We start from the raw sequence: 24,812 nt of genomic DNA on the forward strand, positions 1-24,812 counted from the left end.
CAGCGGCGGCTTTTGCCTATCGCTGCGCGCCATGCAAGCCCGCCTCGCCGCGAAAGACCTCGCCTGCCGACGCGGCGACAGCCTGCTGTTCAGGGGGCTAAGTCTCGAATGTGACAGCGGTGCGGCAGTGCATGTGACCGGTGCGAACGGTGTCGGCAAGTCGAGCCTGATCCGCATCCTTGCGGGGCTGCTCCGCCCTTTCGCGGGCACAGTGGAAACTGTCGGCGGTATCGGCCTGGTGGACGAGCGGCTGGCGCTGGACGAGGCGCTGCCGCTGGGCAAGGCGTTGGCGTTCTGGGAGACGCTCGACGGCTGCCGCGATGCGGGCCGGGCGATGGAATTGCTCGATCTCGCCAACCTGCTGGACGTGCCGGTGCGCTTCCTGTCGACCGGCCAACGCAAACGCGCCGCGCTCGCTCGTTTGCTCAATCGCAATTGTCCGATCTGGCTGCTGGACGAACCGCTGAACGGGCTGGACACGGAGGCCCAAAAAGCTTTCGAGGCGCTAATCGCGCAGCACTGCCAAGGCGGCGGGATCGCCATCGTCGCTTCGCACCAGCCAATCGCCCTGCCCTCCCCGCGCGCCATCGCGCTGGCGGAGTTCGCCGCATGATCGGCCCCCTTCTGCGGCGCGATCTCGGCCTGCTGCTGCCGGGCGGTCGTGGCGGTGCGGGCGTGCTGCCGCTGCTCTTCTTCCTCGCCGTCGCGATGCTCTACCCGTTCGCGGTCGGGCCCGACGCGCAATTGCTGGCGCAGACCGGCGGCGGTGTGATCTGGGTCGCAGCGCTGCTCGCCGCGATCCTCCCGCTGGAAAAGCTTGTCACTGCGGATCTCGATGCCGGCGTTTTCGACCAGCTGCACCTGCGCGGCGCGAGCGAGGAGTTGGCCGTGGCCTCGCGCCTGCTCGCCCACTGGCTTGCCTTCGCGCCGTTGCTGCTTCTGGCAACCCTGCCCGCCGCGGCCCTGCTCGGCCTGAGCGGAGAAACGCTGCGGCCCGTACTGCTCGGGCTGTTGGCCGGCACACCGGGCCTCGCCGCCGTCGGTCTCATCGTCGCCGCGCTTACCGCATCACTGCGCGGAGGGGCGGCGCTCGCGGGGCTGATGGTGATCCCGCTGGCCGTGCCGATCCTTATTTTCGGCGCCGGCGCACTCTCGCGGCCCGAAAGCAGCGGACTGCTGCTCACGGCGGCCATCAGCCTCGGCCTTTGCGCCATCGCGCCTTTTGCTGCCGGGGCGGCAATCAGGTCGGCGCGAGAAGAATGAAGTTGCGCGTGCCCTTCGACAGGCTCAGGGCGAGCGGACGTTGTAAATTCCACCCCGAGTCCGCGCATCCTGAGCTTGTCGAAGGATAGGCACCGCGCCCGAAACCCTACTCAGTACGGCGGCTTGTGCAGCCCCTTCGGGCTTTCGGTGAAAATCTCCACCCCGTCGTCGGTAATCGCGATCGAGTGTTCAAACTGCGCGGAGAGCGACTTGTCACGCGTCACCGCGGTCCAGCCGTCGCGGAGGATCTTCGCATGCGGGCGGCCGAGATTGATCATGGGTTCGATGGTGAAGAACATGCCGGGCTTCAATTGCGGGCCGGTCCCGGCCTTCGCTGCGTGAATGACTTCGGGCGCATCATGGAACAGGCGGCCGAGGCCATGGCCGCAGAACTCCTGCACCACGCCATAGCGGAATTGCCGCGCATGCGCCTCGATTGCGGCGCCGATATCGCCGAGCCGCGCGCCGGGCTTGGCCGCAGCCTCGATCCCCAGCATCAGGCATTCGTAAGTCACATCGACCAGCTTCGTGGCCTTGAGCGCAGGCTCCCCGGCATAGAACATGCGGCTGGTATCGCCGTGCCAGCCGTCAAGCAGCGGCGTGACGTCGATATTGACTATGTCGCCGTCCTTCAGCGCCTTGTCGCTAGGGATGCCATGGCAGATCACATGGTTGATGGAGGTGCAGCAGCTATGCGTATAGCCGCGATAGCCCATGGTCGCAGGAACCGCGCCCGCGTCCAGCGTCATCCCACGCACGAGGTCGTCGATTGCGCCGGTCGTCACGCCGGGCTTCACGAACGTCGTCAGCTCGTCGAGAATTTCGGCCGCCAGCCGGCCCGCCTTGCGCATGCCTTCGAAACCATCCTCGCCATGCAGCTTGATGGTCCCGTCGCGATAGACGGTCTGGTCGCCTTCGATAACCTGATATTCTGTCATGCACGCGACATAGCGATTGCCACGACGGATTGCGAGACAATCAGCGCTTTACGCTGAAGGCACCGGCATATTCGGGCTTCACCGCATCGATTACGCTGGCCGTGACCGGGAAATCGAGCTCGTAGTCACCTTCGGCATAAGGTCCGGCTACGTATGGTCCGAAATAGACCGCGATCCGGTCGAAGGTTTTTCCGTTCGAGGAGCCGACGAGGATCGAGGCTTCGTCCAGTCCCGGGCAGTCGTTCGGCCATTCGCCATCTTGCCCGACCGGCCCGCCACGGCGCTTTGCGCGGGCCTCGTTCAGCGCGCTGCACAGCTTCGCGCCCAGTGCCTGCTCGAGATCGACCGGCGAATTGAACAGTTCCATACCGGCCATCCCGCGTCCGGCGGATTTGTCCCAGACCAGTGAGCTCTTGCCATAGGTGCCATGCGCGCCGCCGGTGTAGGCATAGAGATCGGCGCTCAGACTGAGCCAGTCGGGCAGATCGGCAACGACCAGCCACTTCTTTTCGAAACCGCGATTGCGGCAGGACACGCAGTCGGCTGGCGAGTCCGCAAGCGCGCTCTGCCACTCGTCCTTCTGCTCGGCGAGCTGTTCGTCGCGCTCCGCCTGCAATTGCTCTGCCAGCGCCGGAATGGCGGAGGCTGGGGCAGGCCAGCTATACGCGAAGGCGCGGGTGTCGCCGTTGTCGTCCGCATTGTCTTCGAACTCGACGGCCTGCGCCGCGCTCGCCGGAGTTGAGGCAGTCGCAGTGGCCGTTGCAGCCGGACGCTCCGCGACGCCCGCCCGCTCGGCATACTCGGCACCGTCGGAACAGGCCGCACTCGACAGGGCGAGGGAAATCAGGAACAGGTGCGCTCGCATCGCGCTTCCTTTGCGTCAGATGAAATGAACGGGGACTTGCCACTTATGGCCGACACGACACCGCTTATCCAGCCCGATCGGGGCCAGGACGCAATTGCCATCCATCTGGTCGACAAGGACGGCTTTGCCGAATGGGCGAAGTCGCTCTCCGCCGGCCAGCGTGCTGCGCTGGAGGCGCAGAAGTTCGACGGCAGCGGATACCAGGTCGGCATCATCCCCGATGGCGACAGCTGGTTTGCAGTCGGCGGCGTGGCCAATCCCGACGAATTGTCGAGCTGGTGCATGGCCAAGCTGGCCGAGGCGCTGCCCGAGGGCACCTATCGCCGCGCATCGGGCGAGCCCGGCCCGGCGCTGCATGGCTGGCAGACCGCGCAATATACTTTCGAGAAGTATAAGAAGCCCGACAAGCCGGTCGGCCCACGCGTGCTTCTGACGAAGGACGCGGGCAAGATCGAGGCCGCGATCGCCGAGGCCAAGGCCGTCTGCCTCGTCCGCGATCTGGTGAATACGCCTGCCGAAGATATGGGCCCGGCGGCACTGGAGGAAGCCTGCGAAACCCTCGCCAAGACGCATTCGGCCAAGCTCTCGGTCACCCGCGGTGACACGCTGGAGCAGGAATATCCGATGGTCCATGCCGTGGGCCGCGCTGCGGCGCGCCACCACGCCCCGCGGATCATGCACCTCACCTGGGGCAATGAAAGCGACACCACAATAGCCATAGTCGGCAAGGGTGTGTGTTTCGATTCCGGTGGGCTCGATGTGAAGAGCTCGTCCGGCATGTTGCTCATGAAGAAGGACATGGGCGGCGCGGCCCATGCCATCGCGCTTGCCGGCCTTATCATGCAGGCAGGGTTGAAGGTGAGGCTGCACCTGCTGGTCCCGGCGGTCGAGAATGCGATTTCCGGCAACAGCTTCCGCCCCGGCGACGTCCTGAAGACGCGCAAGGGCCTGACGGTGGAAATCGGCAATACCGATGCCGAGGGCCGCCTGATCCTCGGCGATGCTCTGACCCGCGCGAGCGAGGAAAAGCCCGACCTCATCATCGATTTCGCGACCCTGACCGGTGCGGCGCGCGTTGCCCTCGGCCCCGAGTACCCGGCCCTGATGACCCGGCGCGACGACACGGCGCAGGCGCTGATCGAGGCAGGCCGCTCGCATGACGACGAGCCGTGGCGCCTCCCCTTGCCTGATGTTTATCGCGAGTGGCTGGCGTCGGACATCGCCGACACGAACAATGCCCATGGCAATGCCTTCGCCGGGGCCAGCGTGGCCGGACTGTTCCTCGACAAATTCGTCGGCGAAGGGCTCGACTGGGCGCATTTCGACACTTTTGCATGGCGGCCGAGCGCCAAACCCGGCCGTCCGAAAGGCGGCGACGCCTATGGCCTGCGCGCGGCCTTCCATATGCTCAAAGCACGCTATGGGGGGACATGAGCCGCCCCAATCTTGCGGGATCGGCGCCGCGCAGCTAAGCGCCGCGAAACCTTGAAACGGATTGACCCGGAAGCGTGACCTCGCCTGCTAGCTACACATTGCCCGACGGCATCGTCGGACTGAAAGGTCCGGTGGACCGCCCCGCGCCGGGCACGCTGCCTCTGCGCGGCGACTTGGCGCATATCGCTCTGGCAGGTCGCTATCTCGCGGCGCATTACGTAATCCCGCAACTTCGCCGCGTCGGTAGCGAGGCCGTGACGCTCAAGATCGCCATGCGCGACGATGCCGATGACGGCGCGACGATCGATGCAGGTACCGAAATCGAACTGCTCGATTGCGCGGGCGACTGGGCCTGGATCGCCTGTGGCCCCGAAGGGCCGAGCGGCTACGTCCGTCTCGGCGCGCTCGCCCCAGCCGCGTGACGCACCGCATCTTCATCGACGGGGCTGCGGGCACGACAGGCCTCGAAATCGCCGACCGGCTGAAGGACCGCAGCGAGTTCGAGCTGATTGTGCTCGCCGACACGCAGCGCAAGGACACCGCGGCCCGCCGTGAAGCGCTGAACGAGGCGGATGTCGCCATCCTCTGCCTGCCGGACGACGCCGCGCGCGAAGCTGTGGAACTGGTCGATCCCGCGAACGGCACACGCATGATCGACGCCTCCAGCGCGCACCGGACCGCGGAAGGCTGGTGCTACGGCTTTCCCGAACTGGTCGGCCAGGAGCGCGTGGCCAATGCCAGGCGAGTGAGCAATCCGGGCTGCTATCCGACGGGCTTCCTCGCGTTAATTGCTCCATTAGTGCAGTCCGAGTTGCTGCCTGCCGACTGGCCTTACACCGTCAATGCAGTCAGCGGCTATTCGGGTGGCGGCAAGGCGCTGATCGAGCGTTATGAGAGCGGCGCGGCTCCGGGCTTTCGCCCCTATGGCTATAATCTCGCGCACAAGCACCTGCCCGAAATGCAAGCGCACGCAGGCCTTGAGCACCCCGTGCTTTTCGCGCCTGCCGTGGTGCCGGTGTTCCGCGGAATGATCGTGGAAGTTCCGCTACATCTAGGCGCCATGGAAAACGATCCGCATGCGGACGATCTGCGCAATGCGCTGCGCGAGTTTTATGATGGCTCAAGCGTCGTGACGGTGAGTTCCGCACCCGCGCCGGCCGAGTTGACGCTTGAGCCCCAAGCTGCGCCTTGGGACGGCGTGGAGCTCTTCGTATTCGGCAACGAGGGCGGCTCGAATGTCCGCCTCGTCGCCAAGCTGGATAACTTGGGCAAAGGTGCCAGCGGAGCAGCTGTGCAAAACCTCAACCTCATGTGCGGGCTGCCCGAAACGCAAGGCTTGGAACTCACCCCTGCCTAAATCTTAGGCAGCCTCCGTCTGGTCCTTAGGCATCGGTAAGGACCGCGGTTGAAGCAATTGCGCCGCACCCGCCGAACCATTCCCGAAAATGGCGCAAATCCGTGCCGCCACTTGCTGATTCGATCCCGGCCAGCCTATCCCCCGCTTGGCACGATTCTTGGAACGCCGCGCGCAGGCGCGCATTCGGTTTACCAAGGCGCAATTCATTTGGCAGGCGGGACTCAGCAAGCGTGAAAAAGATCGAAGCGATCATCAAACCCTTCAAGCTCGACGAAGTGAAGGAGGCGCTGCATGAAATCGGCGTGTCCGGCATCACCGTGACCGAAGCGAAAGGCTTCGGCCGTCAGAAGGGCCATACCGAGCTTTATCGCGGTGCCGAATATGTCGTCGACTTCCTGCCCAAGGTGAAGCTCGAAGTCGTCGTTTCCGACGACGTGGCCGAGCGCACCGTTGAAGCCATTGCCGCCGCCGCCCAGACCGGCCGCATCGGCGACGGCAAGATCTTCGTCTCGCCGATCGAGAGCGCGCTGCGCATCCGCACCGGCGAGAAGGATAACGACGCAATCTAAATCAACGTGGCGTGCCGCACCGGCGCGCCACTCACGAACCTATCCGTTCAAACGAAAGGCAAGACATCATGGCAAGTGCAAAGGACGTCCTCAAACAGATCAAGGACGACGGTATCGAGTGGGTCGACCTGCGCTTCACCGATCCCAAGGGCAAATGGCAGCACCTGACCATGGTCGCCAAGATTCTCGGCGAAGACGAGCTTGAGGACGGCCTGATGTTCGACGGCTCCTCGATCGCCGGCTGGAAGGTGATCAACGAAAGCGACATGATCCTGAAGCCCGATCTGGAGCGGGTCTATGTCGACCCGTTCAGCGCCGAGCCGATGATGATCGTCTTCTGCGACATCGTCGAACCCTCGACCGGCGAATGGTACGCCCGCGACCCGCGCACCACCGCCAAGCGCGCCGAGGCCTTCCTCAAGTCGACCGGCATCGGCGACACCATTTATGTCGGCCCCGAAGCAGAATTCTTCATGTTCGACGATGTCCGCTTCGAAGACGGCTATGCCGGTTCGGGCTATGCCATCGACGATATCGAGCTGCCGACCAACAGCGGCAAGGAATACGAAGCCGGCAACATGGCGCACCGCCCACGCGCAAAGGGCGGCTATTTCCCCGTGGCCCCGGTCGACAGCGCCGTCGACATTCGCGGCGAAATGGTCGCGACCATGATCGAAATGGGCCTGCCCTGCGACAAGCACCACCACGAGGTGGCCGCCGCGCAGCATGAGCTTGGCCTGACCTTCGGTACGCTCGTCGAAACCGCCGATAATATGCAGATCTACAAGTATATCGTGCACCAAGTCGCCCATGCCTATGGCAAGACCGCAACCTTCATGCCAAAGCCGATCAAGGACGATAACGGCAGCGGGATGCACACCCACATGTCGATCTGGGACGACGGCAAGCCGACCTTCGCAGGCAACCAGTATGGCGGGTTGAGCGAAAACTGCCTCTATTACATCGGCGGCGTCATCAAGCACGCCAAGGCACTGAACGCCTTCACCAACCCGACCACCAACAGCTACAAGCGCTTGGTGCCGGGCTTCGAAGCGCCGGTCCTGCTGGCCTATTCGGCACGCAACCGCTCGGCCTCGTGCCGCATCCCTTACGGCGCGGGCGACAAGGCAAAGCGCGTAGAATTCCGCTTCCCCGACGCGATGGCCAACCCCTACCTCGCCTATGCCGCGCTGCTGATGGCCGGCCTCGACGGGATCCAGAACAAGATTCACCCGGGCGAAGCGATGGACAAGAACCTCTACGACCTGCCCCCGGCAGAGCTTGCCGAAGTCCCCACCGTCTGCGGCAGCCTGCGCGAAGCGCTCGAGGCGCTGCAGGGCGATTACGAGTTCCTGCTGCAGGGCGACGTTTTCACCAAGGACCAGATCGACGCCTATTGCGAACTGAAATGGGAAGAAGTCATGCGCGTCGAAACGACGCCGTGCCCGGCGGAATTCGACCTCTACTACAGTGCTTAACCTTTAGCGGTCATAGCAACCCCATCACCGAGGAGGGCGTCCGGAGCGATCCGGGCGCCCTTTTTCTTCGCGGTCCGGACAAACCTCGAAACGATCATCCCCGATATGGGACGAAAGGGACCGCCAGTTGTGGCGATGTGCACCTAAACCATTTTCCTACTGCGCCATTTCCTGCTTGATCGCATCGCGTCCTGTTTGAGCAAGGAGCGCTTTCCATGAACCGCACATCCGTTTTCGATGCCGTCCGCCGGCTGCTTGGTCGGGGGTTTCGCCAATCCGAAGTCGATGCGCTCGACCGTGCGCTCGACGAAGCGACCGGCATGGCTACCGAGAACCGCAACGGCATGCAGCACAAGGTAAGCCAGCGTGGGATCGATCTCATCAAGCGCTTCGAAGGATGCGCGCGCGTCAGGCGCGACGGTCTGGTTGAAGCCTATCCGGACCCCGGGACGGGCGGTGCGCCCTGGACCATCGGCTGGGGCGCGACGGGTGCGGGCATCGGGCCCGGCACCGTTTGGACGCAAGCACAATGCGACGCGCGGCTCGAACGCGATATAGCCCGTCACGCGGAGGATGTTGCACAAGCCCTCGGCAACGCCCCGACCACGCAAGCCCAATTCGATGCTTTGCTCAGCTTCCACTACAACACCGGCGCAATCGCACGGGCCACGCTCACCAAGCACCATCTTGCCCGAGATCACGAAGCTGCCACCGCAGAGTTCGCACGCTGGAACCGTGCTGGAGGCCAAATCATGCGAGGCCTCGTGCGCCGGCGGGATGAGGAGGCAAGGCTATACCGCTCCAGCGATCGGATGAACGCCGGCTAAACGCTCGGTTATAAAGGAACCGCGCGCACACACGCGGCGTTGCTTTAGCCAAAGGAGACTTAACATGCGTTATATTCTGTGCGGTGCGGCAGCGGTTGCGCTTGCTGCGTCGGGAGCCATGGCGCAGCCGGGAAACGGCAAGGGTAATGGTAACGGCAACGGGGGCGGCGGTCAGTCTGCCGCCTCGATGAACAAGGGCAATGGCAATGCCAACCGCGGTAATCGCGGGAATGGCAATGCTGTCAAGCAGCGCGGGCCCGATCGTCAGGTCCAACGCGATCGTGGGCCCCAGCGCTCGGCCAATCGCGGCGATGGAAACGGAAACGGTAATAACAACCGCACTGCGATCCGCGCCGACCGGGGTAACGGGAACGGCAATACCGCTCGCGTGAATCGCGGCAATGGCAATGGAAACGGCAACGATTTCATTCGTCGCGGCGACCGTGACGTCCGTTCGGTGACGCGCGTCGATTACCGCGACGGCCGCGACTTCCGTCGCATCGACCGATCGCGCAGTTATATCGAAGGCTGCCCTCCGGGTCTGGCCAAGAAACGCAACGGTTGCATGCCCCCGGGCCAGGCGAAGAAATACTACGATCGCGGCCTGTTCGGCCAGTCCTATCGCCCGAGCCTGTTCGGTCTGAACAATTATCGCGACGGTCGCTATGCCTATAACGACGGGTATCTGTTGCGGCTCGGCAGCGGCGGCGGGATCAGCGGTTATATCCCGCTGCTCGGCGGCGCACTCGGCATCGGCAATCCGTGGCCGAATTCCTACGATTATTACAACGTCCCCGACTACTACGTCGATTATTACGACCTCGGCCGCCAGGGGCAGTATCGTTATGCGGACAATGTGATCTATCGCTACGATACGGAAGACGCCGCGATCCTGTCGGTTGCGGCGCTGCTGACCGGTGACGAGTTCCAGGTCGGTCAGCCGATGCCGCGCGGGTATGACGTCTACAACGTCCCCTATACTTATCGTGACAGGTATTATGACACGCCCGACAGCATGTACCGCTATTCCGACGGTTACGTCTATCGCATGGACCCCGAAACCCGCCTGGTCGCCGCTGCGATCGAATTGCTTATCTGAGGAGGATGGCATGAAATCGATCGTTAAGAATGCGCTTGCCGCGGCGGCACTGGCTGCCTTGCCACTCGTCGCAGCATGCTCCGACGGGGCCGAGGCCGATGCCGAGACGCTGTCGGAAACCCGCGATGAAAGCACCCAGTCTCTCGGTGGCGCGCTTGGCGCCATGAACGACGTGTCGACGTTGCGAAATGCTCTCACCGAAACGGAACTGGCCGGTATTCTCGATGGTCCCGCAAGCTATACCGTGCTTGCCCCCAACGATGCGGCTTTCGAAAAGCTCGGCGAAGCGTCCGCCGACCTGTCGGAAGAAGAGCAGAAGCCAATTTTGCTTGCCATCGTCCGCGATCACCTTTTGCCGGGTCACCTCACGCCGGAAACCATCCGCAGCGCCATCGAAGCGCAGGGTGGGTCGGTGAGCATGACCACGCTGGGTGAAGGCGATGTGACCTTCGCGATGGAGGGCGAAAACCTTACCGTTTCACTCGGCGATGGCGCCCAGGCGCGCATCATCGGAGAACCGGTGGCATCCAATAACGGCGTCATCATTCCCCTCGATACCGTACTGGTCCCGAGCGAAAACGGCTGACCCGCCTTGCTTAATAATCGCGGCTGATTTCGGCGACGACGCTTTCGCGTCCCACCGTCGAGACGGCCGCGAGGAGCGATAGCCAGCTGGTCACGCGGAACTCGACCTCGGTAGCGCTATATCCGCGCCCGTCGGTGATAATCTCCGCATAGAACCTGCGCCCGAAATTCTTGCCCAGCGCAACGCCGGTCCCGCGACCCAAAGCGGGATCGGCGCTGACTATGCGCAGCCGGTCCAGCCCGATGGCGCTGCGCAGCTGGTTGATCGGGTCCATCCCGCCACCACCGCGCAGGCTGGCCAGCGCCGCGCCGAGCTGCAGCGCATCGGTTGCCGAGAGGCTCGTGACAGATCCGCCGAACAGCAGGCGGGCGAGAATTTCCTCTTCCGGCAGTGCGGGATTCGAGCTGAAGGCGATTTCTGGCTGGGTCGCGCTGCCGCGCACGTTGACTTCCACCGTCAGACCGTCGCTTTCGGTTTCCGCGCGAATGTCGAGGCGCGGATCGATCGGCTGGTTCGCATCGAATTCGATCCGCCCCCGAGTCAGCTCGAAGCGCGTCCCGGCGAAAGTGTAATCGCCGCGCACTACTTCCGCGCGCCCGCCTATCCTGGGATCGTCGGTCGTCCCGCGCAGGATGATGTCGGCACCCCATTCGCTGTCGAGTCCCATCCCGTCGACATCGATCCGGCTCGTGGCTGTCGCATCGATCAGGTAGCGCCATGGCCGCGAAGGTGCGACGGCCTGCTGGCGATTGGCCGGCGTGTTGATCTCGCGCGTCGCGATCTGCGGCAGGCGCAGATCGTCCGCCGCAGTTCCCAGACGCCAGCTCGCACGATCGACGCGTACCCGGCCTGCAATCGTCCCGCCAAGGCCATTCGACACGATCCGTAGCGGCCCGCTGATTGTGGCATTGAGTCCGTTCGCCTGCAGCAATTGTGCGTTCGACGCGGAGGCCCGCAGGTCGATGATCGGGCCGCGCACCTCCAGCACCCGCCCCTCGACCGGCTCGCCGATGGTGCGCAGATCGACGATGCCGCTGCCGCTGACCGTGCCGCCATTTGGCGTTTCCCCGCTGAAGCGCGTCAGTTGCAGCCGCGAGCCGGCAAATCGTCCGCGCATCGCGACGCTACGGATGTCGGTGCCCGATAGCGAACTCTGTACGCGCATCGCATCGCTGGAAACCGAGCCGCGGACGGTCGGATCGGCTAGCGTGCCGGTAGCGTCGGCGGCAACGGAGACCGGCCCGGTCAGGTCGAAGGCATCGATGGCGGCGAGGCGCCAGAGACTTTCTGCGGCGCCATTGTAGCGCAACTGGCCGAACAACCGCCCCGCCCGCAGGCGTTCGAGCAGATCGCCCGATTGCGGCAGGCTGGAAATGCGCGCCTGCAGGCGTCCGCGCCGGATGTCCTCGTTACGCATCAGCGCACGGGTTTCGAGATCGCTTTCCGTAAGACGCGCCACCAGCGATAAATCAACCGGACGAGACGTCAGTACCAGGCCGGAGCGCGTAAGCCCGTCGACTTTCACGCGCGCGAGCCCGACCGGCAGGCCACCCTGCCCGACGCGGTATTCGACCGTGCCCGATATCGTCCCACCGAGTCCGGTATCCGCGCTCGCCAGATCGACTAGCGACAGCGGCATGCGTGCAAGCTTGAGATCGAGCTCGGTCCGCTCGCCGCCGAACAGCCCCGCGGCGATCATTCCGCCATCGCCGTAGATCACTTGCGCCGGAGCAAGGCGCCATCCGGCCTCGGTGCTGGTCAGCACCGCACGGCGCGGCATTTCGATCGCCTTGCCCGCGAATGTCCCGTCCACAGCCACCGCGATCTGCTCGGGCCGGAAGCGCGCATTCATGTCCATTTCGAAGCGCGCGTTGCGGCGGCCCGAGATGGAAGCATCGACGCTGCCGATGCCGTTCTCGACCTCGCCCTGAGCGGCGAAACGACCGATGAAGAGCGAGCCGTAAGATAGACCTGCCCCGCGCGTCGAGCCGGAGAAAGTTGTAAGTCCCTCGCCTACCACGCCCGTCGCGTCGATCCGGGCGCGGGCGATGCGGATGGGGGTGGCGCCACCGAAGCTCGCATTGCGTGCTGTCAGATCGACGTCGACGCCCTGGCCGCCACCGCGCGGTGCCAGCGCCACAGTGCCGTCGAGGCCACCGCCGACGAATGCCAGATCGCCCTGTGCGCCGCCATCCTCCAGCGTGAGCGCACCGGTGACGGTCGTATCGCTGACGGTAAGCGTCTCGACGTCTATGCGGGTGGGCCCGTTCGCTGGCGAAAATAGACCGAGCTGACCTGCGAACGGCCCGAGCGGCGAACCGCCTTCGGTCTCGATGGCGAACCCCTCGTCGGTCGGTGCGATCGCCACACGTACATCGGTGAAGCCGCTGACGGGTTCGGCGAAGACGAGTTCGGCCTCGGGACCGGAGTCCGTGAGCGCGGCGACGACGGTGAAATCGCCATAGTCCACATGCCGCCCGCTGCCCGCGATACTGGTGGTGCCGTCACGCACGCTGCCGTTCAGCCGCATCGCAAGCTTGCTCGCATCGAGCCTCACGTTGTCGAACACGAGTGGGCGATCCCCGCCGATGGCAAGCCCGCCGCGCACACGGATCGGCGTACCGGCTAGATTGGCCAGCGTGTCGTTCGTGACGGGCGAGATCCGCGCATCGAGATCGGCGGAAACGCGCCAGGGCGCGCCCGATGCAAGCGTCAGGTCGATGACGGCCGTGCCGCCAGCCGTACCGACATTATCCAGCGCCAGCCGGTCGGCGCGCACCGGCCCGCGGATCTGGTAGCTGCCGCTGTCGAGGTTGCCCCGCAGCGCAAGGTTCGCACCTAGACCGGGGAAGGCGATCCGCAAATCGTCAGCCAATAATTGCGAGCCGCTGAGCACGATCGTCCCCTCGCCGCGTCCGTTGACGAGGCGTGGATCGACCAACGCATTGCCGCTGGTGATGCGGCCAACGGCCAAGTTCAGGGGTAGCGTCCAGCGCGTCCCATCGTAGGTCGCAGTGCCCTGCTGCCGGACATTCGCCAACACTGTTCCGCTCGCGTCGAGTTCATCGACCGTCAGATCGTGCACGATAGTCAGGTCGGAGAATGCCCCGTCGATCGTAGCATTCACTTCGGCGCCGCGGATCGCGAGGTCGGGTCCGAAGAGATTGGGGTCACGCAAGAAACCCTGCACGACCAGGCCGTCGGCGCGGTTCTCGGCGAGGTCGATCGCGCCCTCGGCATCGAGCCGGACGCCGCTTCCGAGCAGTTGCGTGCGCCCGTCGAAGATACGGTTGTCGATCGTGGCTGAGGATTTGATCGCGACATCGCTGCCTAGCGCTGCCAGCGGCAAGCCTTCAAGGAAGGCAGAAGGATCCACCTTGCCGACCAGTCCGAACCGTCCGCTGCGATTGGTGATTTTCAGCGCGCCGACGCGATCCGTTTCGCTGCGCAGGAGCAGGCCGCCGTTCCACGCGCTCCAGGTCCCGGATCCGCGCACGCGCGCCCGATAGGCTTCGTCCAGCCCCGCCAAGGCCACGACCGGTCCGTCGGCTGCCGCGTCGAGATCGAGCGACAGGTCGAAATTGTCCCCATCCGGTTCGGCATCGAGGAGAAGGGCGATGCGATCCTGCTGGCCCAGACGACCGTCCGCCTCGACCATCAACCTTCGATCGGTGACCTGCACTTCGCCCGCGAGATCGACGCGCTGCGCCGTGTCGCCGGCGATGCCAGGGGCAAGCATAAGATTGTCGATCTCGAACTCGTCGATCGAGATGTCGAAACCCGGCAGGATCGGCCCGTCTTCCTCACTCGGAATGAATTCAGGCAAACGTCGCAAATTGGCGCGGCGCGCTGCGAAGCTATCGATCTCCAGCCGGTTGTTCAGCCACGCGCCGGGATTCCAGTCCACCTCCGCGCGCGGAATGGTCATGAACAGGCCCTGCGGATCCGACAGGCGCACATCGTGCAGCACTGCGGCACCGTAGAGATTGCCCTCGATCCGCCCGATCTGAATGTTGAGCCCGTTCGGCAGCGTCCGTTCGCCGATCTGCTTGGCAAGGAAGCGCTCGCCCAGCGGGGTGTTCAGCACGATTACCGCACCCACGATCAGCAGGACGATCGCCCCGACAATCCCGAGCAGCCATTTCGCCGCGCGGCCCATACGCGATTTGCGGCGCGGCGCGGGCTCTGCGACGGGTGCCGGTTCGACTTCGGTGGCCTCTGCCATCAGAACGCCTGCCCCAGTCCGACATAGACCGCGACGGGAGAATCGTCAGGACCGGGATTGAGGGGCACGCCCACGTCGAGGCGGATCGGGCCGAAGCCCGTGGTGTAGCGCACGCCGATGCCCGCGCCGATCTTGATCTCGCCGAAGTCCGGCGTTGCCGAGGTGGAGACGCTGCCCGCATCGACGAAAGGCACAATCGACACGGCGCCGTCGAGGAAGCCGGTGCCGATCCGCGCCTCGAGCGAGAATTCGACAAGGCTGCGTCCGCCGATCGGTTCGTCGAATTCGTTCTTCGGCCCGATCGAGCGATAGGCATAGCCGCGCACCGATCCTCCGCCGCCGGCGTAGAGCCTGCGAGACGGTGCGACACCCACGAGGTCAGCCCCTTGAATGGTCGCCAAGCGCGCCCTGGCCGCGACCACGTAACGGTCGCCGATCGACTGGTAATACGAAGCGTCCGCCTGATTGCGCAGGTAGTAGTATTGCTGGCCCTGCGTTCGCGAGGTTTCCGGAGCGAGGAAACCGGTCAGGCGATAGCCGCGGGTCGGGTCGAGCAACGAATCGCTGGTGTCGATGGTAGCGCGCCCGAAGATCGAGCCGACGAAATAGGTCTGCCGCGGCCGCGGCATGCCGTCGACGATGCGATTGCGCTCGTCGGTGGCGAGGATTTCCGCGCCGACGGCCCAGGATAGCGGCTTCTGGAACAGGAGGGTCGACAGCCGCTCATAGGTGCCGGTCAGCGCCACGGTGTTCGCGTCATAGGCCGCATTGTCGATCGTCGAGGCATAGGCGTCGAGCGTCAGCACCTTGTCGCGGCCGCCGAGATTGTTGCGGCGGAAAGTCACCCCGGCAAGCTGCTCTTGCGTGCCGACAATGCCGCGCACGCGCAGCGATCCTTCGGGTGGGAAGAAATTGCGATGCTCCCAGCTCGCCTGGACCCGGATGCCTTCTTCCGAACCATAGCCGATCGCGCCCGCGATGGTGCGGACCTTGGCGCGTTCCAGTTCGACATCCATCGCCACCACGCCGGGCTCGTCGCCCTGCGGTGCCTGCACCTCGCGCGGCGTGACCGAGACTGTCGAGACGAGGCCGGTCGCCGTGACAGCGCGGCGCAGGTCCAGATCGAGGCTGCGCTGGTACACATCGCCCGGATCGAAGCGGGCGAGCGAGGCCAGGTGCCGGGAGGACAGGAAGTCAGGATCGTTACTGACGACTTCGCCGAACACGTACTTCCCGTTCGGGCGCACCGGCATGGTGAGGTCGCCTTCTTCGCGCTCGTGGTCGATCAGCAGTTCCGGCTCGTCGATCTCCGCGAAGGGATAGCCGGTCTCGCCCAACTTTCGGTCGAGGTCGAAGCGTTCCTGCACGATCGTATCGCTCTGCAGGAAGTCGCCCGGCTGAATTTCGAATGCCGCGCGCAAGGTGTCCGCATCGGGCGCGGTGGGCAGCTGGCCGAGGTCAATGGCGCCATAGCGATACCGGTCGCCGGGAATGACATCGAAACGCACGCGTGGGCTGGTATCGGCATCGTCCTCGCCCGGCTCCGGCGAAGCGAGCGTCCGGATGACCTGCCCGTCGTAATATCCATAAACCCGCAACAGGGTCTCGAGCAGTTCCTGATCGGCCTTGGCGCGGGCTGCCACCTGCGCTGGATTCTCCTCCCCGTCGTCGTCCAGTTCCTCGATCGTCGACAACGCCTCGAAGCGCTCCACGAAGTCTACGCTCTCGAGGAACGGCGGTTCTTTTTGCGGGAAGGCCAGCACCAGCGAATCGGACAGCTCGAAAGTCTCCGCATCGTCGAAGGCGAGGCGCGGGTTGTCGGGCAGCAGATCGACGAATTCGATGTCCTCGTCGGGCTCGAGATCCTGCAGGGGCTCGAACTCGAGATCTTCGGGCCAGGCGAGGTCCATGCCGGGGATATCGTCGATCGGCGTGTCCGCCTCGATCTCGGCGAAATCGTCACTCTCGGATGCCTGCGGACCGTCGGTGCCCTGCGCTGCCCAATCCTCGGGATTATCGAGCGCGCTGTCGGGGATCAGCTCCTCGAGTTCCTCTGCGGTCGAGCGATCTTGCGCCAGCGCGGGTTGGGTAACGAGCGCAGCCGAAGCCATGCCGAGCGCCAGCGCCCGGCGAGCCAGGTCAATCGGCGAGCTTGTATTCGGCCGGGTTGCCGTCCTTGGCGGGCAGCGCACCGTCGCGCTTGCGGCTTCGCGGTGCGGTGGCTGCAGCAATGAGCCGGCGCTGCTCGTCGTCGGCCATGCGTTCCCAGCCTGCGCGTCCGAGCTTTTCGAGCGGGCGATAGCGGACCTTGTACTGCATCCGCTCCGCCCCTTCGACCCAGTAACCGAGGTAGACGTAAGGCAGTCCGCGCTCTGCCGCGCGGCGGATGTGGTCAAGAATGATGTAATTCCCAAGCCCAGCCCGATCCTCATGCTCCGGGTCGTAGAAGCTGTAAATCATCGACAGCCCGTCACCCTGGAAATCCGTTAGACATGCTCCGACCAGGCGACCCGGCTCGGCGCCGATTCCCGGCTCCCTATATTCAACGACATAGCTGGATACAGGCGTGTGTTCCACCATATCCGCAAAGTCGGTATCTTCCATCTGCGTCATTCCACCACCGGGGTGCCGCGATGCAAGATATTTCTGCAACAGCTGGAACTGCTCGTCGGTCGCCCATGGGCGGCACTCGACCGAAACCAGGTCATCGTTAGCCTTGAGCGCACGGCGCTGGGTCTTGGATGGCTTGAACTCGCTGGCGACCACGCGCACCGAGACGCAGGCCTGGCAGTCGAGGCATGAGGGGCGGTAGGCGACCGTCTGGCTGCGGCGGAAACCGATCCGCCCGAGCGCTTCGTTCAACTCGTCGGCATTGGCGCCGCGCAGTTCCGTAAACACCTTGCGCTCGCTCTTGCCCGGCAGATACGGACAGGGCGCAGGGCTCGTCACGAAAAAGCGGGGAAAGCGGATCGGTGCTGTCACGGCTGCGGGCATCCTTTCATCGCGAAATCGGCTTACGGCAAAGCATCTTTCTGCCGCATTTACGATTTGTTGACTCTGTTATGCAGCTTCCGGTTCCGGGTTAAAAGGCCCTTAACCATGAAAAGCGGGCTTGCCTCGTCAAACGACTCGCGATTTGTGGAAAATCGCGCAGCTGCCGATCAGGCCAGTTCGGCCAGTTCCACGTCGTAGCCCTTGGCTCGGAGGCCTTGCACGAGGCCGTTGATCTGGGCCTCGTCGCGCGCCTCGCACTCGATTTCCGCCGTGAGCCCCTTGGCGGGCAACAGGGTGAAGATGCGCTGGTGATAGATCTCTATGATATTCACATTGTGCGCATCGAATTCGCGCATCACCTTGAAGAGAGCGCCCGGGCGATCCTGCAAGGTGATCTGGAGCCGGGCAAGGCGACCTGAGCGAGCCAAGTCGCGCAGCAAAACGTTGGCGAGCAGCCGTGTGTCGATATTGCCGCCGCACAGCACCAAGCCGACGGTCTTGCCGGCGAACTTCTCCGGATGCGACAGCACCGCCGCCAGACCCGCCGCGCCTGCACCCTCGACTACTGTCTTCTCGATCTGGAGCAACAGCGAGACCGAATGCTCCAGCTTCGGTTCTTCCACCAGCAGCACTTCATCGACCAGTTCGCGAATGATCTCGCGGGTGAATTCGCCGGGTGCCTTGACCGCGATTCCTTCGGCCAGCGTATCGCCGCCGCAGGGCCGCTCGTCGCCGGTGACTGCCGAATACATCGACGGATAGAGCGCAGCCTGCACGCCGATCATTTCGATCTCGGGGTTCAGCGCCTTGGCAACCGTGGCCATGCCGCTCATCAACCCGCCCCCCCCGATGGGCACCACCAGGCAGTCGAAATCGTCCTTCTGCTCGAGCATTTCCAGCGCAACCGTTCCCTGCCCCGCCGCGACATGCGGATGGTCGAAAGGATGGACGAAGGTCAGCCCGCGCTCATTTTCCAGCTTGCGCGCATGGGCATAAGCTTCGTCGAAAGTCTCGCCGAACAGTTCCACATTGCCGCCGACGCTTTCGGTCTGCATCACCTTCACGCTGGGCGTCGTCTGCGGCATCACGATGGTCACCGGCACGCCGAGCCGCCGGCCGTGATAGCTCAGTCCCTGCGAGTGATTGCCCGCCGATGCCGCAATCACGCCGCGCGAGCGCTGCTCTTCGGGCAGTTGCAGCAGGGCGTTGAGCGCGCCGCGTTCTTTATAAGCGGCTGTGAACTGGTGATTCTCGAACTTGAGCCAGATGTCCGCGCCGGAAATCTCCGACAGCGTCTGCGAGCGCAGCATCGGCGTCTTCACCACCGCGCCGTCAATGCGCGAGGCAGCCGCCCGCACATCGTCGAGGGTCAGCAGATCGGTCGCCTTGTCGTGGGCGCGCGCGGTGGATGCAGTGCTCATGGCCCCCGCCCCTACGGCGCGCACGGGGACGGCGCAATCTCGGAAAGGGTTTGCCTGCGCCAAGCTATGCCTTATCGCGCCGGAACACGATGACACGGGGCCGCTCGATGAAACTGAAATTCCTCACCGCACTTCTCGCCTGCACCATGGCGACGCCGGCTTTTGCCGATGTGCTGATCGACAATGTCGAGGGCCTGACCATCGACGAGGATGGCGACGTCAAGCGCTTCACCGGCATCGTGATCGGGGACGACGGCAAGATCGTCCATTTGCTGGAGCGCGGCGATAAGAAGCCGCAGACCGATTATCGCGAGGATGGCCAGGGCCGGGTGATGATCCCCGGCCTGATCGATGCGCATGCGCACGTGATGGGCGTCGGCATCGGCGCGTTGACGCTGGACCTGTCCGACACGCGCTCGCTCGACGAAGCGCTGGCCAAGATCGCCGCTTTCGCTGCCGAGAACGAGGCGCGCCCGTGGATTCTTGGGCGCGGCTGGAACCAGGAACAATGGGGCCTTGGACGGTTTCCGACGGCAGCCGAGCTGGACCGCGCCGTGTCGGATCGGCCGGTCTATCTCCAGCGCGTCGATGGTCACGCAGGCTGGGCTAATACGCTCGCCTTGCAGGCCGCGGGCATCACCGCGCAGACCAAGTCACCCGAGGGCGGCCGGATAGAACGACTGGCCGGGTCGCAGGAGCCCTCCGGCGTTTTCGTCGACACTGCCGAAGAGCTGATGAACCGCGCCATCCCCGCTCCGCGCCCGGTCGAGCGCGACCTCGCCTTTGCCGAAGCGCAGAAAGTGCTGCACCGGCAGGGCATCACAGCGGTGGCCGACATGGGCACGACGATCGAGGATTGGCAGGCCTTCCGCCGCGCAGGCGATCGGGGCACGCTGACGCTGCGCATCATGAGCTATGCCGCCGGGCCCGACCAGATGGAGCTGATCGCCGGATCGCGCCCGTCGCCCTGGCTCTATGACGACAAGCTGCGGATGAATGGCGTAAAGCTCTATCTTGACGGCGCGCTTGGCAGCCGCGGAGCGTGGCTCAAGCAGCCCTATGCCGACGATCCGGGCAATACCGGCCTGCCGCTGACCAGCCCGGCCAAGCTCCGCAACATTCTGGTTCGCGCGGCGCAGGGCGATTTCCAGCCCGCAATCCATGCCATCGGCACCGCCGCCAATGCCGAGGCTCTCAATGCGATCGGAGAGATCGCTGAGAGCTTTCCCGGCGACCGGCGCTGGCGCATCGAGCATGTGCAGATCGTCGATCCGGTCGACCTGCCGAAGCTCGGGCAGAACGGCATCATCGCCAGCATGCAGCCGGTCCACCAGATCAGCGACCGCCTAATGGCCGAAGCGCGGCTAGGCCCGAACCGGCTGGACGGAGCTTACGCCTGGAACACGATCCTCGGCCTCGGCGGAAAGCTGGCCTTCGGTTCGGACGCGCCGGTCGAGAGCGCCGATCCCTTCGCCGGAATGGCCGCCGCGACGACGCGCATGGACGCCAATGGAGAACCCTTCGGCGGCTGGCGCCCGCAGGACCGCGTCAGTCGCGAGCAGGCTTTGGCTGGCTTCACCGCCTGGGCGGCCTATGCAGGCTTTGCGGAAGGACGCTTTGGTCGTCTTTTGCCCGGCGAGCGCGCGGACTTCGTGCTGGTCGATACCGATCCGCTGATGGCAACCCCGGCGCAGCTACGAGCGACGAAGGTGTTCGAGACCTGGGTCGGCGGCCGGAAAGTCTACGACGCGGACTGAGGCTCTTCAGGCTCGGCCTCGTCCTTGATCTTCTTGCGATCGGTAAAGCGCATGAGGATCAAGGAGCCTTCGAAGAGTAGCAGCAGTGGTATCGCCAGGAGCAATTGCGACCCGGGATCTGGCGGCGTGATGATCGCCGCGAGCGCGACAACGAGCACGATGACATAGCGGCGCGCGCCGACTAGCTGCTCGCGCGTCACGATGCCTGCGCGGTGCAGGAGCAGCAGCAGCACCGGCAGCAGGAAGCTCATCCCGAAGGCGAGGATGAACTGCATCACGAGGCCGAGATATTCGTTCGCCGTCGGCAGCGCCTGGATTTCGAGCCCGCCAGCCGTGCCCTCGAAGCCGAGAAACCAGCGGAAAGCGGTCGGCATGACGACATAATAGGCAAGCGCCGCCCCGGCTCCGAACAGGATCGGCGTCGCGAGCAGGAAGGGCAGGAAGGCTCGCTTTTCCTTCGCGTAGAGACCGGGGGCAACAAACGCCCACAGCTGGTTGGCGATGATCGGGAAACTGAGGCAGAAGCCGGCGAACAGCGCGACCTTCAGCTCCACGAAGAACACTTCGTAGAGCTTCGTGAAGATCAGCTGGCCCTCCCCCGCGGGAAAGGCGGCCTTGAGCGGCTGGATCAGGAAACCGAGGATCGGATCGGCGAAATAGAGGCACACGCCGAACGCCACCACCAGCGCGAGGATGCAGCGAACCAGCCGTGCGCGCAGCTCGATCAAATGGTCGATCAACGGGGCCTGCGTTTCGTCGATGTCCTTGATTACCGCCACGTCACGCGTCCTTCGCAGGCGGCGGAGGCGGGTCGAGGGGCAACGAAGGCTCGTCGGTCTCCGCCGGAGCATGCTCGGGCGCTTTCACCGGTGCGGCGCGGCGAATGGCGGCTTCTGCAGCGGCGTCGGGATCGGGCACTTCATCCGCAGCGGCCAGCGGCTCCATCTGCGGCGGGACAAGATTGTCGGGCGCCCCGCCGGCGGGATCGTCGCCGGTCGGATACTCGGCCATGATCCTCTTGTTGCGGTCGGCCCATTCCTTTTCCATGTCCTCGATTTCCGCCTGCCGGACCATCTCGTCCAGCCCGGCGCGGAAATGGCCCGAGACCTTGCGCAGCTTGCCGATCCAGCGACCCGCCGTGCGCATGGCCCGCGGCATGTCCTTGGGACCGATTACGATGATCGCCACCACGACGATCACCAGCAGTTCGGCAGCGCCGATATCGAACATGGAAAGCCTACCGCGGTCTAGCCGGTCACTTGGTGTCGGTGGTCGATTTGACCTGGCTGTCTTTCAGGCCGTCGTCGGCGGGCTTCGCCTCGTGCTGGATCTGCGGGGCCGGCTTCTCGTCGTCTTCGTTCATGCCCTGCTTGAAGCTTTTAATGCCCTTGCCGAAATCGCCCATCATTTCGGAAATACGCCCGCGCCCGAACAGGACGAGGATGACGATGGCGATGATGATAAGCTGCCAGGGACCGAGCGACATGATGAAACCTTTTTCGTAGCTGTCCTGCCTATATAGGCGTCTGCGCCGCGCTACGCCAGTGAGCTATCGTCGGGCGTGTCTTCGGTCTCGCCATTGGTCACGGCCTCACCCATCAGGTCGTCATAAGCGTCGTCGACCGGGTCGAGCAGGCCGGTGGCGCGCAATTCTGCGATACCGGGCAGGTCGCGGCGGCTGGAAAGGCCGAAATGCTCGAGGAAGTCGGGCGTTGTGGCGTAGATCGTCGGGCGACCGGGCACCTCGCGCCGTCCTGCGATCTTCACCCAGCCAGCCTCCATCAGTACGTCGAGCGTACCGCCGCTGGTCTGCACGCCGCGGATCGATTCGATTTCCGCGCGGCTGACCGGCTCGTGATAGGCGATGATGGCGAGCACTTCGGTCGCGGCGCGGCTGAGGCGGCGGAGTTGCTCCTTTTCGCGCCGAAGCAGATGCGCGAGGTCCGGCGCGGTTTCGAAATGCCAGCGCTTCGCCCGCTCGACCAATCGGATGCCGCGCTCCCCGTAATGCCCTGCTAGCTTGCGTAGCGCCTCGCGCACTTCGCCGGGTGCGGCATCGCCGAGGAAGCCTGCAAGCGCGTCCGCTGTCATCGGCTCTTCCGCGGCGAACAGCGCAGCCTCCAGCGCGCGTGCGAGATCATCCATTCGCCGCAGCCCGCCTGAGGTGAAGCGGCCCGAAGGTCTCCTCCTGCTGCAGTTCCGCCTTGCCCAGGCGCGCCAGTTCCAGCGCGGCGACGAAGCTGGAAGCCAGCGCCGACTTGCGCAGCCGCGGTTCGGCATGCGGCGGCAGGAAACTGCGCAATTCCATCCAGTCGAGCGATACGCCGAGCATGTGCGACACCCGGTCGAGCGCGCTTTCGAGCGTCATCACCGGTCGCTCACGCACCATGTGGATGGCCGGTACGGTGCGCGCCTTGACCCGTCCGTATGCCTCGATCAGCGCGAACTGGTCGCTCTGCCACAGCGTCTTGCGCGCGATCTCCAGCCCTTCCGGTGCGCCGCGCAGGAAGACATCGCGCCCGATACGGTTGCCGCCCATCAGCCGCGCCGCTGCATCGCGCATCGCGCCGAGCCGCTGCAGGCGCAGCTGGAGCTTCAGCGCCAGCTCTTCCGGGCTGGGGTCCTCCTGCTCGTCCTTGGGCAGCAGCATCGCGGATTTGAGGTAAGCGAGCCAGGCGGCCATCACGAGATAGTCCGCCGCCAGTTCCAGCTTCAGCGCACCGGCCTGCTCGATGTAATCGAGATATTGATCGACCAGTGAGAGGATCGAGATCGAGCGCAGATCGACCTTCTGACGCCGCGCGAGGTCGAGCAGCAGGTCTAGCGGCCCTTCCCATCCGTCGAGCTCGAGATAGAGCGCGTTCTCGTCGACCTTCGCCTCTGAGGCGATGCCGTCCCAATCGTGCTCGGCATCCGCTTCGGCGAAAAGGAGGCCGACGCTCGTCACGCTGCCGCGCCCTCGGCCACTGCCAGCAAGGCATCGCGCTTCGCCAGCAATTCCGCAGTCTCGACGGTATCCAGAGGATCGCCCATGGCGGCGTGGACGCGGTCCAACCGCTCGCGCGCCTGCTGCGACATCGTGCCGCAGCGTTCGACAATGCCTTCCATATCGTCACGCTTGGCCCAGCAATTGAGCACGATATCGCACCCCGCAGCGAGCGCCTGTTCGGAGCGTTCGGGTATCGTCCCGTCGAGCGCCTGCATGTCGATGTCGTCGGTCAGCAACAGGCCGTCGAAGCCGATCTGTCGGCGGATGACGTTGCCGATCACCTTGCTCGACAGCGTGGCCGGGCGATCCGCATCCCACGCGGCAAAGACGATATGCGCGCTCATGCCGAGCGGATGATCGGATAGCGTGCGGAAAGGCTCGATATCGGCCTCGAGCTCCGCTGCGCTCGCCTCTACGGTCGGCAGTTCCTTGTGCGTATCGCAGGTCGCACGGCCATGGCCCGGCATGTGCTTGAGGCAGCCGACCACCCCCGCCCGCGCCATGCCATCGAGCAGCGCGCGACCGAGGGCGGCGACCTGCATCGGTTCGTTGCCCAGAGCACGGTCCCCGATCACGTCGTCGGTCTCCGGTCGCCGCACGTCCAGGGGCGCGTGGTAATCGACGCTGATACCGGCGAGCGCCAGTTCCAGAGCCATGGCTTCGGCATTGCAGCGCATCGCCTCGATGGCGGAGGCAGGCGCGATCTCGTAAAGCCTCGCGAATGCCTCGCCTGCCGGATAGCGCGGCCATTCGGGCGGCTTCATCCGCGCGACGCGCCCGCCTTCCTGGTCGATCGAAACGATCAGCCGGTCGCGACCGTGGATGCCGCGCAGATCGTCCGTCAGCCGGCGAAGCTGCTCACGGTTCTCGCAATTGCGCGCAAACAGGATGTATCCCGCGGGATCGGCTTCCTTGAAGAAGGCCCGTTCATCGGCCGTAAGCTCGGGGCCGGAAATGCCGAAGATGGCAGGTGTCATGAACGCAAACTGCGGTGTTTCGGGGGGTGCGGC

Annotated in this window: 24 protein-coding genes; 11 read left to right on the forward strand and 13 right to left on the reverse strand. The window is 64.7% G+C overall.

What is annotated here, in order from left to right; genetic code table 11:
* The first annotated feature begins 31 nt into the window (after window positions 1-31).
* Both ccmA and ACSH0F_RS11430 read left to right on the forward strand, forming a co-directional pair.
* Window positions 32-613: a heme ABC exporter ATP-binding protein CcmA gene (gene ccmA / locus ACSH0F_RS11425; protein WP_435202863.1), complete on the forward strand. Its 582-nt coding sequence runs from the start codon at window positions 32-34 to the stop codon at window positions 611-613.
* Complete coding sequence (locus ACSH0F_RS11430) at window positions 610-1,263, forward strand: heme exporter protein CcmB (RefSeq protein WP_435202865.1); 654 nt, start codon at window positions 610-612, stop codon at window positions 1,261-1,263. Before ccmA ends, ACSH0F_RS11430 begins: the two co-directional genes overlap by 4 nt.
* Window positions 1,264-1,373: 110 nt before the next feature.
* Here ACSH0F_RS11430 and map read toward each other — a convergent pair whose 3' ends face one another.
* Both map and ACSH0F_RS11440 read right to left on the reverse strand, forming a co-directional pair.
* Window positions 1,374-2,201 carry a type I methionyl aminopeptidase gene (map, locus tag ACSH0F_RS11435; RefSeq protein ID WP_435202867.1) on the reverse strand — a complete coding sequence of 276 codons (828 nt, stop codon included), beginning with the start codon at window positions 2,199-2,201 and terminating at the stop codon, window positions 1,374-1,376.
* Window positions 2,202-2,241: 40 nt separating this feature from the next.
* Window positions 2,242-3,066 (reverse strand): hypothetical protein, encoded by an 825-nt coding sequence (locus ACSH0F_RS11440; protein WP_435202869.1) that lies wholly within the window; start codon window positions 3,064-3,066, stop codon window positions 2,242-2,244.
* A gap of 45 nt (window positions 3,067-3,111) precedes the next feature.
* Here ACSH0F_RS11440 and ACSH0F_RS11445 point away from each other — a divergent pair, with 45 nt between their 5' ends.
* From ACSH0F_RS11445 to argC, 3 genes are all read left to right on the forward strand, one after another.
* Complete coding sequence (locus ACSH0F_RS11445) at window positions 3,112-4,500, forward strand: leucyl aminopeptidase family protein (protein ID WP_435202871.1); 1,389 nt, start codon at window positions 3,112-3,114, stop codon at window positions 4,498-4,500.
* A gap of 74 nt (window positions 4,501-4,574) precedes the next feature.
* Window positions 4,575-4,922 (forward strand): hypothetical protein, encoded by a 348-nt coding sequence (locus ACSH0F_RS11450; protein WP_435202873.1) that lies wholly within the window; start codon window positions 4,575-4,577, stop codon window positions 4,920-4,922.
* Window positions 4,919-5,857 carry an N-acetyl-gamma-glutamyl-phosphate reductase gene (gene argC / locus ACSH0F_RS11455; RefSeq protein ID WP_435202875.1) on the forward strand — a complete coding sequence of 313 codons (939 nt, stop codon included), beginning with the start codon at window positions 4,919-4,921 and terminating at the stop codon, window positions 5,855-5,857. The genes ACSH0F_RS11450 and argC overlap by 4 nt, the downstream gene beginning before the upstream one ends.
* 25 nt (window positions 5,858-5,882) lie before the next feature.
* On the opposite strand, the gene ACSH0F_RS11460 is transcribed toward argC, so the two are convergent.
* Entirely contained in the window at window positions 5,883-6,110 is a 228-nt protein-coding gene (locus ACSH0F_RS11460; protein WP_435202877.1) for a hypothetical protein, read from the reverse strand.
* Between ACSH0F_RS11460 and ACSH0F_RS11465 the strand changes: the two genes are divergently transcribed.
* The 5 genes from ACSH0F_RS11465 (at window position 6,088) to ACSH0F_RS11485 (ending at window position 10,416) form a co-directional block, all read left to right on the forward strand.
* On the forward strand, window positions 6,088-6,426 hold the full coding sequence (locus tag ACSH0F_RS11465) for a P-II family nitrogen regulator (protein ID WP_305933453.1): 339 nt from the start codon (window positions 6,088-6,090) through the stop codon (window positions 6,424-6,426). The genes ACSH0F_RS11460 and ACSH0F_RS11465 overlap by 23 nt on opposite strands.
* A gap of 68 nt (window positions 6,427-6,494) precedes the next feature.
* Complete coding sequence (gene glnA / locus ACSH0F_RS11470; RefSeq protein WP_435202880.1) at window positions 6,495-7,904, forward strand: type I glutamate--ammonia ligase; 1,410 nt, start codon at window positions 6,495-6,497, stop codon at window positions 7,902-7,904.
* A 215-nt stretch (window positions 7,905-8,119) separates the two neighbouring features.
* Entirely contained in the window at window positions 8,120-8,731 is a 612-nt protein-coding gene (locus tag ACSH0F_RS11475) for a lysozyme (RefSeq protein WP_435202882.1), read from the forward strand.
* 64 nt (window positions 8,732-8,795) lie between these two features.
* Window positions 8,796-9,830: a hypothetical protein gene (locus ACSH0F_RS11480; RefSeq protein WP_435202884.1), complete on the forward strand. Its 1,035-nt coding sequence runs from the start codon at window positions 8,796-8,798 to the stop codon at window positions 9,828-9,830.
* A 10-nt stretch (window positions 9,831-9,840) separates the two neighbouring features.
* Window positions 9,841-10,416: a fasciclin domain-containing protein gene (locus ACSH0F_RS11485; RefSeq protein WP_435202886.1), complete on the forward strand. Its 576-nt coding sequence runs from the start codon at window positions 9,841-9,843 to the stop codon at window positions 10,414-10,416.
* Between the two features lie 10 nt (window positions 10,417-10,426).
* Here the strand turns inward: ACSH0F_RS11485 and ACSH0F_RS11490 are convergent, their stop codons facing one another.
* From ACSH0F_RS11490 to ACSH0F_RS11505, 4 genes are all read right to left on the reverse strand, one after another.
* Window positions 10,427-14,641 (reverse strand): translocation/assembly module TamB domain-containing protein, encoded by a 4,215-nt coding sequence (locus tag ACSH0F_RS11490; protein WP_435202888.1) that lies wholly within the window; start codon window positions 14,639-14,641, stop codon window positions 10,427-10,429.
* Window positions 14,641-16,752 (reverse strand): autotransporter assembly complex protein TamA, encoded by a 2,112-nt coding sequence (locus tag ACSH0F_RS11495; protein ID WP_435202890.1) that lies wholly within the window; start codon window positions 16,750-16,752, stop codon window positions 14,641-14,643. The genes ACSH0F_RS11490 and ACSH0F_RS11495 overlap by 1 nt, the downstream gene beginning before the upstream one ends.
* A 28-nt stretch (window positions 16,753-16,780) precedes the next feature.
* Window positions 16,781-17,623, reverse strand: coding sequence for an arginyltransferase (locus ACSH0F_RS11500; protein WP_435202892.1), 843 nt, complete (start codon window positions 17,621-17,623; stop codon window positions 16,781-16,783).
* 179 nt (window positions 17,624-17,802) lie between these two features.
* The gene (locus ACSH0F_RS11505) at window positions 17,803-19,056 is read right to left on the reverse strand and encodes a threonine ammonia-lyase (RefSeq protein WP_435202894.1); all 1,254 of its coding nucleotides are present in this window, start codon (window positions 19,054-19,056) and stop codon (window positions 17,803-17,805) included.
* Between the two features lie 107 nt (window positions 19,057-19,163).
* On the opposite strand from ACSH0F_RS11505, the gene ACSH0F_RS11510 reads away from it, so the two are divergent.
* A complete protein-coding gene (locus ACSH0F_RS11510; protein WP_435202896.1) occupies window positions 19,164-20,813 on the forward strand; it encodes an amidohydrolase in 1,650 nt (549 codons plus the stop codon).
* On the opposite strand, the gene tatC is transcribed toward ACSH0F_RS11510, so the two are convergent.
* From tatC to nagZ, 6 genes are read right to left on the reverse strand one after another with little or no spacing between them, the layout of a single operon-like run.
* On the reverse strand, window positions 20,798-21,583 hold the full coding sequence (gene tatC / locus ACSH0F_RS11515) for a twin-arginine translocase subunit TatC (protein ID WP_435203183.1): 786 nt from the start codon (window positions 21,581-21,583) through the stop codon (window positions 20,798-20,800). The two genes, ACSH0F_RS11510 and tatC, sit on opposite strands and share 16 nt — an antisense overlap.
* Window positions 21,584-21,593: 10 nt before the next feature.
* Complete coding sequence (gene tatB / locus ACSH0F_RS11520) at window positions 21,594-22,043, reverse strand: Sec-independent protein translocase protein TatB (protein ID WP_435202898.1); 450 nt, start codon at window positions 22,041-22,043, stop codon at window positions 21,594-21,596.
* 25 nt (window positions 22,044-22,068) lie between these two features.
* Complete coding sequence (gene tatA / locus ACSH0F_RS11525; protein ID WP_435202900.1) at window positions 22,069-22,299, reverse strand: twin-arginine translocase TatA/TatE family subunit; 231 nt, start codon at window positions 22,297-22,299, stop codon at window positions 22,069-22,071.
* A gap of 50 nt (window positions 22,300-22,349) precedes the next feature.
* Window positions 22,350-22,958, reverse strand: a complete 609-nt coding sequence (gene scpB, locus ACSH0F_RS11530) for an SMC-Scp complex subunit ScpB (protein ID WP_435202902.1) — start codon at window positions 22,956-22,958, stop codon at window positions 22,350-22,352.
* The gene (locus ACSH0F_RS11535) at window positions 22,951-23,760 is read right to left on the reverse strand and encodes a segregation and condensation protein A (RefSeq protein WP_435202904.1); all 810 of its coding nucleotides are present in this window, start codon (window positions 23,758-23,760) and stop codon (window positions 22,951-22,953) included. The genes scpB and ACSH0F_RS11535 overlap by 8 nt, the downstream gene beginning before the upstream one ends.
* A complete protein-coding gene (nagZ, locus tag ACSH0F_RS11540; protein WP_435202906.1) occupies window positions 23,757-24,779 on the reverse strand; it encodes a beta-N-acetylhexosaminidase in 1,023 nt (340 codons plus the stop codon). The genes ACSH0F_RS11535 and nagZ overlap by 4 nt, the downstream gene beginning before the upstream one ends.
* Window positions 24,780-24,812: the final 33 nt, after the last annotated feature.

The sequence above is a fragment of the Qipengyuania sp. 902 genome (genome assembly GCF_051195295.1).
Taxonomy (GTDB): Bacteria; Pseudomonadota; Alphaproteobacteria; order Sphingomonadales; family Sphingomonadaceae; genus Qipengyuania.

Excerpts from the sequence above, each read along its gene's own strand:
- ccmA (WP_435202863.1), top strand. The coding sequence starts at position 32 with ATGCAAGCCCGCCTCGCCGCGAAAGACCTCGCCTGCCGACGCGGCGAC.
- ACSH0F_RS11430 (WP_435202865.1), top strand. The coding sequence starts at position 610 with ATGATCGGCCCCCTTCTGCGGCGCGATCTCGGCCTGCTGCTGCCGGGC.
- map (WP_435202867.1), bottom strand. The coding sequence starts at position 2,201 with ATGACAGAATATCAGGTTATCGAAGGCGACCAGACCGTCTATCGCGAC.
- ACSH0F_RS11440 (WP_435202869.1), bottom strand. The coding sequence starts at position 3,066 with ATGCGAGCGCACCTGTTCCTGATTTCCCTCGCCCTGTCGAGTGCGGCC.
- ACSH0F_RS11445 (WP_435202871.1), top strand. The coding sequence starts at position 3,112 with ATGGCCGACACGACACCGCTTATCCAGCCCGATCGGGGCCAGGACGCA.
- ACSH0F_RS11460 (WP_435202877.1), bottom strand. The coding sequence starts at position 6,110 with ATGATCGCTTCGATCTTTTTCACGCTTGCTGAGTCCCGCCTGCCAAAT.
- glnA (WP_435202880.1), top strand. The coding sequence starts at position 6,495 with ATGGCAAGTGCAAAGGACGTCCTCAAACAGATCAAGGACGACGGTATC.
- ACSH0F_RS11475 (WP_435202882.1), top strand. The coding sequence starts at position 8,120 with ATGAACCGCACATCCGTTTTCGATGCCGTCCGCCGGCTGCTTGGTCGG.
- ACSH0F_RS11480 (WP_435202884.1), top strand. The coding sequence starts at position 8,796 with ATGCGTTATATTCTGTGCGGTGCGGCAGCGGTTGCGCTTGCTGCGTCG.
- ACSH0F_RS11485 (WP_435202886.1), top strand. The coding sequence starts at position 9,841 with ATGAAATCGATCGTTAAGAATGCGCTTGCCGCGGCGGCACTGGCTGCC.
- ACSH0F_RS11490 (WP_435202888.1), bottom strand. The coding sequence starts at position 14,641 with ATGGCAGAGGCCACCGAAGTCGAACCGGCACCCGTCGCAGAGCCCGCG.
- ACSH0F_RS11495 (WP_435202890.1), bottom strand. The coding sequence starts at position 16,752 with ATGGCTTCGGCTGCGCTCGTTACCCAACCCGCGCTGGCGCAAGATCGC.
- ACSH0F_RS11505 (WP_435202894.1), bottom strand. The coding sequence starts at position 19,056 with ATGAGCACTGCATCCACCGCGCGCGCCCACGACAAGGCGACCGATCTG.
- ACSH0F_RS11510 (WP_435202896.1), top strand. The coding sequence starts at position 19,164 with ATGAAACTGAAATTCCTCACCGCACTTCTCGCCTGCACCATGGCGACG.
- tatB (WP_435202898.1), bottom strand. The coding sequence starts at position 22,043 with ATGTTCGATATCGGCGCTGCCGAACTGCTGGTGATCGTCGTGGTGGCG.
- tatA (WP_435202900.1), bottom strand. The coding sequence starts at position 22,299 with ATGTCGCTCGGTCCCTGGCAGCTTATCATCATCGCCATCGTCATCCTC.
- scpB (WP_435202902.1), bottom strand. The coding sequence starts at position 22,958 with ATGGATGATCTCGCACGCGCGCTGGAGGCTGCGCTGTTCGCCGCGGAA.
- nagZ (WP_435202906.1), bottom strand. The coding sequence starts at position 24,779 with ATGACACCTGCCATCTTCGGCATTTCCGGCCCCGAGCTTACGGCCGAT.